6 protein-coding genes are annotated in these 10,375 nt (G+C 37.4%); 5 read left to right on the plus strand and 1 reads right to left on the minus strand.

What is annotated here, in order from left to right:
- The first annotated feature begins 171 nt into the window (after positions 1–171).
- On the plus strand, positions 172–1,698 hold the full coding sequence (locus XEN7305_RS16360; protein ID WP_006510582.1) for an anthranilate synthase component I family protein: 1,527 nt from the start codon (positions 172–174) through the stop codon (positions 1,696–1,698).
- A 224-nt stretch (positions 1,699–1,922) separates the two neighbouring features.
- On the opposite strand, the gene XEN7305_RS16365 is transcribed toward XEN7305_RS16360, so the two are convergent.
- The gene (locus tag XEN7305_RS16365; RefSeq protein ID WP_071591364.1) at positions 1,923–2,435 is read right to left on the minus strand and encodes a COP23 domain-containing protein; all 513 of its coding nucleotides are present in this window, start codon (positions 2,433–2,435) and stop codon (positions 1,923–1,925) included.
- A gap of 323 nt (positions 2,436–2,758) precedes the next feature.
- On the opposite strand from XEN7305_RS16365, the gene XEN7305_RS16370 reads away from it, so the two are divergent.
- The 4 genes from XEN7305_RS16370 to XEN7305_RS16385 all read left to right on the plus strand — a co-directional run bounded on the left by XEN7305_RS16370 (position 2,759) and on the right by XEN7305_RS16385 (position 10,248).
- Positions 2,759–7,156: a 3'-5' exonuclease gene (locus tag XEN7305_RS16370; protein WP_006510584.1), complete on the plus strand. Its 4,398-nt coding sequence runs from the start codon at positions 2,759–2,761 to the stop codon at positions 7,154–7,156.
- 590 nt (positions 7,157–7,746) lie between these two features.
- A complete protein-coding gene (locus tag XEN7305_RS16375) occupies positions 7,747–8,112 on the plus strand; it encodes a Mo-dependent nitrogenase C-terminal domain-containing protein (RefSeq protein ID WP_006510585.1) in 366 nt (121 codons plus the stop codon).
- Positions 8,113–8,168: 56 nt separating this feature from the next.
- Positions 8,169–8,936 carry a hypothetical protein gene (locus XEN7305_RS16380; RefSeq protein WP_006510586.1) on the plus strand — a complete coding sequence of 256 codons (768 nt, stop codon included), beginning with the start codon at positions 8,169–8,171 and terminating at the stop codon, positions 8,934–8,936.
- Between the two features lie 166 nt (positions 8,937–9,102).
- A complete protein-coding gene (locus XEN7305_RS16385; protein WP_006510587.1) occupies positions 9,103–10,248 on the plus strand; it encodes an ABC transporter ATP-binding protein in 1,146 nt (381 codons plus the stop codon).
- Positions 10,249–10,375 lie beyond the last annotated feature (127 nt).

A 10,375-nucleotide genomic window follows, 5' to 3' on the forward strand; every position in this document is an offset into this window, starting at 1 on the left:
CAGGAAAAATTAAAGAAAGAAAATCTTAAAATTGCTTCTCAATAAGCTATAAGCTATAAGCTATAAGCTATAAGCTTTTTTCCTCGAAAGCATAGAAGCTGAACCTTCAAAAATAGGCTCTACTTCTGGTGTCTTCTCTGCCTCCCTAAACTGAAAATCTTCAACAAAAATATGATATTCCCCAGTTTTGAGCAATTTTCTGAACTAGCTAATCAAGGTAATTTTATTCCTGTATATCAAGAATTAGCGGCTGATCTCGAAACTCCAGTTTCTGCTTGGTATAAAGTATGTGCAGGACAACCCTACAACTTTTTACTGGAGTCAGTCGAAGGGGGAGAAAACATTGCTCGTTATAGTTTTCTTGGTTGTGACCCGGTATGGGTACTAGAAGCTAGAGGCGCTCAAACTATTCAAACTCATCGAGATAATAGTGCTACGACTTTTACAGGTAATCCCTTTGACATTTTAGAGCAATGTTTAGGTTCGATTAATCCTGTGAAATTAGACAACCTACCTCCTGGTATCGGCGGGTTGTTCGGGGTTTGGGGTTATGAGTTAATCAATTGGATTGAACCTAGAGTTCCTATCAATTCTAATACCGAAACTGATCTTCCTGATGGCGTCTGGATGCAGGTAGATAATTTAATGATTTTTGATCGTGTGAAGTGTAAAATATGGGCGATCGCCTATGCCGATTTACGAGATCCCCAAGCAAACTTAGAGGAGGCCTATAAGATAGCCTGCGATCGCGTTTCTAAGTTAATTCTGAAACTAAAATTACCCTTGCCAGTAGAAGCAACTGCCCTCGAATGGAAAAGCACCACAGAGGATAAACGAAATTTTGAATATTCTAGTAATACAGAAAAAAAAGCTTTTTGTGCAAATGTTAAAAAAGCGCAAGAATATATTAGCGAGGGAGATATTTTTCAGGTAGTCTTATCCCAAAGACTTGCTACTAGTTATCAAGGTCATCCTTTTAACCTTTATCGTTCTCTGCGATTAATTAATCCCTCGCCATATATGGGTTATTACCAATTTGGGGATTGGCAGCTCATCGGCTCTTCCCCCGAGGTAATGGTCAAAGCCGAAAAAGAAACTAACGGCTCTTTCAAGGCAACAGTGCGTCCCATTGCTGGAACTAGACCTAGAGGCCAAAATTGGCAAGAAGATGCTGCCTTTGCCAAGAGTTTACTTGAAGATCCCAAAGAAAGAGCTGAACATGTGATGCTGGTCGATCTAGGTCGCAATGATTTGGGTCGAGTTTGTGTCAAGGGAAGTGTAAACGTCAACGAACTAATGATCATTGAGCGTTATTCCCATGTCATGCATATTGTGAGTAATGTGGTTGGAACATTAGATCCCGAGAAAAATGCTTGGGATCTACTACAAGCTTGTTTCCCCGCAGGCACAGTCAGTGGCGCGCCAAAAATCCGTGCCATGGAGATTATTAATGAACTAGAACCAGAACGCCGAGGCCCTTATTCTGGGGTATATGGCTATTACGATTTCGAAGGGCAGCTTAATAGTGCCATTACCATTAGAACCATGATTGTGCGCCCTGGAGAAAATGACAATCATCACATTGTATTTGTGCAAGCTGGTGCTGGTTTAGTGGCTGATTCTGTTCCTGAAAATGAATATCAAGAAACTCTCAATAAAGCCAGGGGATTATTAGAAGCAATTCGGAGTATTAACTAGACGTTAATTTACATGACTTGTCAATTTATGGTCTAGTCATAACTAGCGTTGGGTTTTAGGTAGTAGGTTTTAGGTTAAAAAAGCTATATTTTGATTTGAATTCGAGAATATTTTAGATATGAAGCATTTTACTGCTTTAGGGCGTCTATTACTCATAAAATAACCGTTTTGAGATCTCCCTAGCACCTAAAACCTAACACCCAATACCTAAAAACTCTTAATCTCTAAAATCCCAACAAGCTCCAAAAATTAACCTTATAGCCATAGAATTGGACTCCTCTTTCAATAGAAATTATTTCTTCCCCCTTCAACTTATCATCTAAAATTTGCCCAAGTATCATATTGCTATCTCCTTGGTTGTTAGTAGCATTCAGAGTGAACAGAACTAAGCTACAATCCCCCGTATTTTCCTCTGCACAAATCAGAGGAACACCATCAAGATCGTGGGTTTTAAAGGAGGATAATTGGTGTCCGCTTGCAGCATAATCTTGCAACTTCTGAGACACCTCTGCACAGAGCTCCTGAGCATTTAAATATTCTGGTAGAACTTCATCTTTCCAATGGAAAATAGTAAGAGCCTCTCCATCGGCTCTTTTTGCTATGGTAGCCGGGACTGCTCCACTAGTTTGGCAGGATATGGCTTGATTAGAGCTACTAGTTGACGCCATTAGGACTGGAGTTGTCGTCAACGAGAATGCGATGCTTGCTAACACAGGACTAAGACATTTGATTTTCACGGCAAGATACCCCTAACGTAATGATTTTTCTGAATGCTTTTAGGCATCCCAAATAATAGTTAGATTCTGAGGAGGCAATTAATGCCAACTCTTTCAAAATTTCAGTTGCTTTTCGTTTGAGATGGAGAGTTATTTTGTTCTGACCGATTCTTACACTGACCCCAAGCTGACACCTGGAATTATAAAGTACAAATTTTACATTAGATAGTTAGAAAATTGAATAAATTTAAAGATAAATAAAGTTTTTTGGCTAAAAGTTAAAATATTGCACAATAGTAATAGATTCAAATTTTTATTGAAAATAAAGGAAGTGAGGAGCATGAATGTACGTCTATCGCACTTCTGTTTTCGAGCAGCGAATCACGAAACATGAACAGTTGGACTCTAAAATAGAACGTCTCTGTAAAGAATTTGAGACCATGGATTTCGATGGAATACATACTAAATTTAAAGTATTACATTCCTATTTGAAAAGAAAAGAAGGAAACTTCAGGATAATTGCTAAAGTTATTAAAATCAACCAAGAAGATATTCTTTGTTTGCTAAAAATATTTAGCAGAGGAGAACCAGCCTATAAACGTTTCTTAGAGGCTTCCAAATATGATCCTCAATTATTTCAGAAGACAGAGTTAAAAAGGGATTTAGTCAGCTGGTTAAACAAAAAGAAACGCAAATTGCCTATGGCAAACTTGCCGTTAGAAACCCTGCCGGAAGAGTTACGTTTTTGCTTAGAAAGACCTGACTGGAAGAATGATTATAATGATGTTGTGATTCACGAAAGTGAAACCTGGTGTCATAAGTTTGTTCAGCAAGAAATTCGTGAGCAGGCGACGATTTTTCGGCAACTAATTGAAGATATTGTTAATGATTTTGACTCTATTGGAACTAGAACTAATTATCCACAAGTGAAGATTTATGGAGATGGTAATTATCATCTTCTTTTTAGTACTTTGGTTACCAAGGATGAGATTCCTCAACAGGTATTATTATTGATTGCTCCTTTGGCCAGCTATCCTCATTCAGCGGTAATTGAGGAGATAATTGAAATAGTTAAAATTCAAGAAAATCAGTTTAGATGGTGGGCAGATCAAGAGCATCTTACTCTGGAAAACTTAATTACTTATACGAAACGCTCTTATCCTGCTTATATTTTATTAGAAGAAGATTTCTGGCTGAGAATCCAAAACGGCGATCGCGTCAATCTAGCTTTATCTCAAGAAGAAAAAGAACTTCTACATACAGTATCAACCAAAAAATCCTTACCCTTGTTTCTCAATGGTCGAGCAGGTAGTGGCAAGTCAACGATGCTGTTTTATTTATTTGCCTATTATTGCTATCGTCATTTGGAATTATGTCAAGAAAAAAAGCAAGATTTTTTACATCCACCTCATCCTTTGTTCTTAACTTATAGTAAAAATCTTTCCGAATATGCCCGAGAAAGAGTTCACTCTCTTTTACGATATCATCATCATTTTGTCGAAGAAACCAGTAGATTAGATAGAATCCCTGGGCTTGGTTCTTTTTTTCAATCTTTTCGTGCTTTTTTATTGAAATTACTGCCAGATTTAGAAAGACAAAAATTTTCTGAAGATAAGTATGTGTCTTTTCACCTCTTTCGGCAAGAATGTCGACGAAAAACCCCAAAATTATCCCCTGAAAAATGCTGGCTAGTTATTCAAAATTTCATCAAAGGCTATTGTCTAGAGAGGGAAGATCGTTATTTAGAATCAGAATTAGAATACTCTAAAATACCGAAAAAAGAGCAAAAAGTATCGGTAGCAGAATTCATTGAAATTCGCGATCGCGTTTGGAGTTGGTATCATCAATATACCCAAGATAATAATCTTTGGGATGATCGAGATTTAATCAGGCTTATCCTCAGTAGAAAATATTATAAATCTCACTATACAGTGATTTTTTGCGATGAAGCTCAGGATTTTACTCGGCTAGAATTAAAATTAATTATGCAGCTGTCTGTGTTTTCGCGTTACAACTTAGCGCAGGAACCAATTCTGAGTTTGCCATTCGCTTTTGCTGGGGATCCTCTCCAAACTTTGAATCCTACTGGATTTCGCTGGTCAGGATTTAAGGCTGCTTTTCATGAAGAAATTTTATCGGCTTTAATCCTCGCCCGCACTCCTTATTTGCGAATCGAGTTAAAACAATTAATTTATAACTATCGTTCAGTGATCCCGATTGTTAAAGTTAATAATTTAATTCAACTTTGGCGCAAATTATTATGTGATTTTAGTGATATAGAACCTCAAGAAGCGAGAAAAGATCAAGGGCTTGCTCCTCAAAAATTTATCATTGATCAAGATAGTGAAGCTCATTCTGATGTCAATGTTCAGTCTCTATTGAAAATTATTAAAGATACTATTATTTTGATTCCCTGTGATGAAGGAGAAGAACAAGATTTTATTCAACAAGATGAGCTATTGCATCATTTTTTAGATGATCAAGTTGAGTCGGGAATTCCTTGGCACATCTTAAGTGCTATTACCGCTAAAGGATTAGAATTTAAACAGGTTATACTCTATAAATTTGGCCAACGATGTCCGGAAACTCTTTGGGATGAACAATTAGAATCAACAGAAGAAGTTAAATATTTTTTAAACAAATTATATGTTGCGGCATCTCGTCCCACAGAGAGACTCTTTATTATTGATTGTCCTAAGGGAGAAGATAAACTTTGGCAGCATTTAAATGATCAGGAGTTGTTGAGCGAAAAAATCTCTCAAATCAAAGATCTAGAACAGCGAGAAAAATGGCAATCCAATATTCAATTTATTAGTGATGGTGAATCTTTAGAATATATTAAAAACGATGATCTAGAAGCTAATGCTTTAAGCTTTGAAACAGTAGGAATTAATACGGAAAATCCTGAATTTCTCAAGCGAGCGATCGCCGCTTATCGCAAATGTAATAATCTTTATAAAGTTGATTTTTGCTCAGCCTGGGAACTTCGTTTAGATCGAAATTTTGTAGTTGCGGGCACTCTATTTTCCCAATTGAATCATTATCTAGAAGCAGCAGAATGTTTCTGGCAAGATTCAAGTTGGATTAAATTAAGGCAATTAATCTTAAATTATGGCTCCGATCAGAGATTTGATTCCCAACTTGAGCGATTTACCCTGTTATTCCCCTTCATCGATTTTATGGCTACGATTAGCGAAGCGAGTAATAGTTTAAAAATCAAGGCAATAACTAAACAGATTATAAATCTTCGAGACTTTCTACTGAGCGAATATAGAGAAAAAATATTTACAGAAGAATATCACACTCGATCTTGGCAAACAGGGCTAATTTTCTATCAACAAGCAATTTCACAAATTTCCTATAAATCAGATGTTTTTTCTCCAGGAGAATGGTTGAAAATTATCCACACCTTAGAAAATTGGTTTGAGCGAGAAAATAGGGAAATTAATCTCCTAATCGCCAAATGCTGGTATCTAGGACAAGATTATCACCAAGCGCTTGAATGTTGGGAAAATTTAGGAGAGCCAGCAAAAGCGATCCCCCATCAGGATCTTACTTACTATTATTTAGCAAAAGCAAAGGTTGCAACTCTGCCTGCTGGTTTAGAATATTTAGCGATCGCAAATCAATATCACATTATCATTAATCAATGGATTAAAAATGGCAAAAGTTTAGCATCCTCTTGGTTAAAATATGTGGCTATAGCATTTGCTGAAACTAATAAGCTTGAACAAGCTTTGATAATTTCTTGTTATCTAGACGATTTGTCTCAAGTTCAAAGATATTGGCGTAAGCTGCTCCAAATCTCTAGGTCATTTCCGATTAAATGTCTCCATCGCATTGTTCAATATTATCTGGAAAAAGGGCATTGGCAAGAAGCAATTAGTTTAGCAGAAAATAATCTTAATATTCGAGATTTTAAGTATTATTTTGTCTATCGTATTGCTCTTTCAGCCTTAGTCCCTTCCTTTCTTGATGCACCAGGAAGGCAACGGTATAAGTATTTTATGAAAAATAATATTCTTAACGATTTGCAATGGCAAAAATACTTTTCGCTTCCCCATTTGGGAGTAGTATTAGAAAAAATTGGCTCTTGGAATGACACTTTAGCTTTTTATGAGCAATATACTAATTCCCATAATAAAAAATTACGCGACTTTTCTCGGGAGCGCTGGTTAGCCACCAAAAAGCGTCAATTAGACTATTTACAAGACTCTAATGATTTAACCAAAGTCCAGCAAATATTAACAGATTTAACCCTCAAGGCAGATACCTGGAATCTCACCACTAAATCAATCTCGATGACCATACCAGAGATTACGAGAAAGAGCAGCAAATCATTGCTCAAAGATGTTCAACCCAGTTTTCTGACCAAAAAACACCTTGCTCAGGTCAATCCAAGGTTTAAGATTAAAGGATTACAAGAAAATATTTTAGTCGAGGCTGTTGCCTACGGAGTACAACAATTTCAATTGCATCATCTAATAGTTAGAATCATGCCATCTACTACACAAATTACAATTATTGATGTGCTCAGCAATCACGTAACTTATTTGGATGGTAAATATGGTACGCTCAAAACTGATATAACGACTATCTTTGCCTCGGAGAATCAACCCTTATCATTTCAAGTCTCTCAGGGGAATTATTCAGGACTATTCTGGTGTCATCCTATTACTCGCTTGGAATTGAATTTAGAGACTTACCCAGAAAAAATTTCTGTTGAATTTGAAAGTTTGTAGTGCTTGCTACCAAATCCCCTTCCAAGTTTTTGACGAGAGCGCTATACTATTTTTTGGAATGTAAAATTGTTGATTAGCTTCTTTCAAGATTGCCCATCAGACATTATTTTTGCCGCCTACAATCTAGATTGTTGATCTGCAAATTATGTTTGCTAAAGTTAATAATATTTTTATTGTCGACTTTGGGTATTTTGTAAAAAGATATACAGAAAACGTTCTTGTTTTTATTATTTATGCAAGTTTATCCATGATTTTTAATAATAAAAGAAGACTTTATGTAATCATTAAGAAGTCTACGAAACATTGGCTAAATCTTCAGAAAAACTTCACGACCTTTAAGTATTTTTGCTCATGCAATTGCACCAAATATCGGACAGAATTTTAAGTAGGAGCACAAAATCTCTGACTAATCCTTTAGATGAGCGATCTTGTTTAATGAAATTACTTAATAATAGCTAATAACTACTTGATATGGTATACTTTTTCCTGTTCCTAAAAAGCATAAACAACCAAAATCAAACGTAAAGAAAACTATAGGGTTACTTTCCTAGAGCAACCCTAAGAATAAAACTAAGTTGAGCCTATTAATCATGAGTGTTAAGAATTATACCGCATCCACTATTGTTTCGAGCAGTTGGGTTAACAATATTCAACACAAGTCAAGTAAAACGGGTTTTTCATTGCCCAATTTTGGGGCCATTGATTTGTTGAAGCCGCTTCGCAGCTTATTAAATGACATGGTAGTGCAAGATCCTACTATTGCTCACCGCATTTGCGCTGTTATCCCCACTCAATGCCCTTTTGCCAGAGATGTCAAACTTTTCGGGCGTACTATTTTGCGAATTCCGCCTCTTTGTAAGTTGAATCCCCTTTATGATGAGCTTGTGGGTCTACGTTTTCGAGCTATTTGCTACTTGGCTGATGAATGCGGTGAGGATGTAAGCTCTTATTGCTAAAATACATATTCACTATATTTCACTGCTGACAAAGGATAACTTTGGCGGTCTATTCCATGGCTATTATTGCCTTAAGGGCTTGGTATCTAGAGCAGTACGAACCGATTAGACAAATTATCACAAAGCCTCCGCACTTACGTTTGAGTCGCAATAGTTTGCTAAAAACAGGCATGCGCGCCGACTTTTTGGACGAGCGATCACAAGTTCAATCTGCCGATTGGTTTGGTTGTTACCTTGAGGGGAAAACTGTCGAGTTTTATATTGAGGGAAGTGGTTTTTATCTAATTTCCAATATTGATTTAGTTTCCCAAGAAATTTATTTTACTAAGCAAGAATCTTTAACTGGGCTCGATCCCATCGTTTATTTTAGTCCTCAGGTAGAATGCTCCCCCGCAAAAGAGATTATTCTTCCAGTGTTAGAGGATTCGGTTGCCAAATTGTCGCAGCGATCGCGTGTTCCTTTGCAATTGGAAATAGCAGCTCGTCCTGACGATTCTCCTTTACGTTTGAGTAGTAACCAATTTAAAAGTATTCGAAAAAGCTTAATCTACATCGCCGACATCACTGCGATCGCAGAAATTCCCGCAGCTCGTTTCAATTTACTGCCGAGTCCTAATGTTTGTGTTGAGATGGGTTATGCCCTAGAGAGTAAAGATCAAGGTCAAATTTTATTGCTTTACCAAGAACGAGACGATCTTCAGGGGACTTATCCTTTTGATGTTCCAGGATATAAAGAGCTGAGATTTCGCAATAAGCAAGATTTGCAAAGTAACCTGCCGCAATTATTAGAACTGCTCCTAGAAAAATTCACTTTATTTCGTTAGATTCAGCAATAATTTATTACTTTATTCAGAAGGATTCTTAATTGGAACTTTGCAGATAATGGTATATTGGTTGTTATCTGTTGAGAACAATTCTTAAAAAGTAAACCCACTTTTGCTCACTAGTTATTCAATTATCAAGAATTCTTTGACAAAATAATTTAACCCTATGGAATCATCTCCCATACTGCAACTTAGAAACCTTAGTAAAGCATTCCCATCTAATAATCGCCCTGCTGTTGATAACGTTAGCCTAGAACTGCAACAAGGGGAATTGTTGGGATTACTCGGCCCCTCTGGTTGCGGGAAAACAACTCTGTTGAGAATAGTGGCAGGTTTTGAGAAAGTCTCTCAAGGACAAGTAGAATTGGCAGGTAAAGTTGTCAGCGATCACGATAAGAATATTCCTCCTGAAAAACGCAATACGGGAATGGTCTTTCAAGACTATGCATTGTTCCCCCATCTGACCGTGGCCGAAAACATCGCTTTTGGCCTCAAAGGCAAGAAGAATCTGGCTAATGGCGGTGTTTTCCATCGTGGACGCCTCAAAAATCCCGAGATACAACAAAGAATCAGTAATGTTCTCGATTTAGTTGGGCTTTCTCTGCTGGAAAAACGTTATCCCCATGAATTGTCTGGGGGGCAGCAACAAAGAGTTGCCCTAGCAAGAGCGATCGCACCTCAACCAGCTCTGATTCTACTAGATGAACCCCTCAGCAACCTTGATGTTCAAGTACGTCATAGATTGAGAGCAGAGATCAGAGCTATTCTCAAAGCAGCGGGCACAACGGCTATTTTTGTCACTCATGATCGCGAGGAAGCTTTAGCCATTTCCGATAAGATTGCTGTAATGCGAGATGGGAAATTAGAACAAGTAGGTACTCCTGAAGAAATATATACGCAACCAAGTTCTCGTTTTGTAGCCGAATTTGTTACCCAGGCCAATTTTTTGACAGCAAGAAGAGAAGGGCCTGATTGGACCACGGAAATCGGCAAGGTAAAACTACCGAATGCTCTTTCTGCAACAGAATGCGATCGGGCAGAATTGATGTTGCGTCAAGAAGATATTATTTTGACCCCCGATCCCCAGAATGTTTCTGATGTGACAGTTACGGAAAGGCAATTTCTGGGAAGAGAATACCGCTACTGTTTAGAGACCGCCTCGGGAAAAAGACTTCATGCTAGAACAACAATTAACAATCCAGTCCCCGTGGGGAGCAAGGTTAATTTATCTGTTGTCAATAATAGCCCTTTATTCTTTCCCTTTACCTCTGTTGGCCAAGAAAATTTTAAATCGACTCCCATCCCAGCTTAAAATCATGGGAATGGTCAGAACAATTTGAAAATTTGGCGTTGCTGATTTAAAACATGAAAGAATTTTGGACTAATCTTCTTTGCTTCTTTCTTTGCGTCTTTGCGCCTTTGCGCGAAACGAATTCATA

Source organism: Xenococcus sp. PCC 7305 (genome assembly GCF_000332055.1).
In the GTDB taxonomy this organism is placed as follows: Bacteria; Cyanobacteriota; Cyanobacteriia; order Cyanobacteriales; family Xenococcaceae; genus Xenococcus.

Bases quoted from the DNA above. Each gene is read 5' to 3' on its own strand.
- XEN7305_RS16360 (WP_006510582.1), top strand. From the start codon at position 172: ATGATATTCCCCAGTTTTGAGCAATTTTCTGAACTAGCTAATCAAGGT.
- XEN7305_RS16370 (WP_006510584.1), top strand. From the start codon at position 2,759: ATGTACGTCTATCGCACTTCTGTTTTCGAGCAGCGAATCACGAAACAT.
- XEN7305_RS16375 (WP_006510585.1), top strand. From the start codon at position 7,747: ATGAGTGTTAAGAATTATACCGCATCCACTATTGTTTCGAGCAGTTGG.
- XEN7305_RS16385 (WP_006510587.1), top strand. From the start codon at position 9,103: ATGGAATCATCTCCCATACTGCAACTTAGAAACCTTAGTAAAGCATTC.
- XEN7305_RS16380 (WP_006510586.1), top strand. From the start codon at position 8,169: ATGGCTATTATTGCCTTAAGGGCTTGGTATCTAGAGCAGTACGAACCG.